Raw genomic sequence first — 255 nt, 5'->3', positions numbered from 1 at the left:
CGAGGCCGCACCGAGCCGGGTGATCGCCGTCCGGTTCTCGGCCACCGACTGGGCCGACGGCGGCTGGGGCGTCGAAGAGACGGCGACGGTCGCCGCGTGGGTCGGTGAGCGGGGCGCGAGCGTCATCGACATCTCCACCGGCGGCCTCGTCGCGCACCAGCGCATCACGACCGGTCCCGGCTACCAGGTGCCGTTCGCGGCCACGGTGCGCGAGCGCACCGGACTCCTCGTCACGGCGGTGGGCGAGATCCTCGA

The 255-nt window shown here is 74.5% G+C and carries 1 pseudogene; it reads left to right on the top strand.

Going from position 1 to position 255, the window contains the following annotated elements:
* Positions 1–255: pseudogene (locus tag NLU14_RS22475) on the top strand (oxidoreductase); the annotation flags it as partial.

The sequence above is a fragment of the Marinobacter iranensis genome (assembly GCF_029207565.1).
Taxonomy (GTDB): Bacteria; Pseudomonadota; Gammaproteobacteria; order Pseudomonadales; family Oleiphilaceae; genus Marinobacter; species Marinobacter iranensis.
This window is presented reverse-complemented; position numbering and strand designations above follow the sequence as displayed.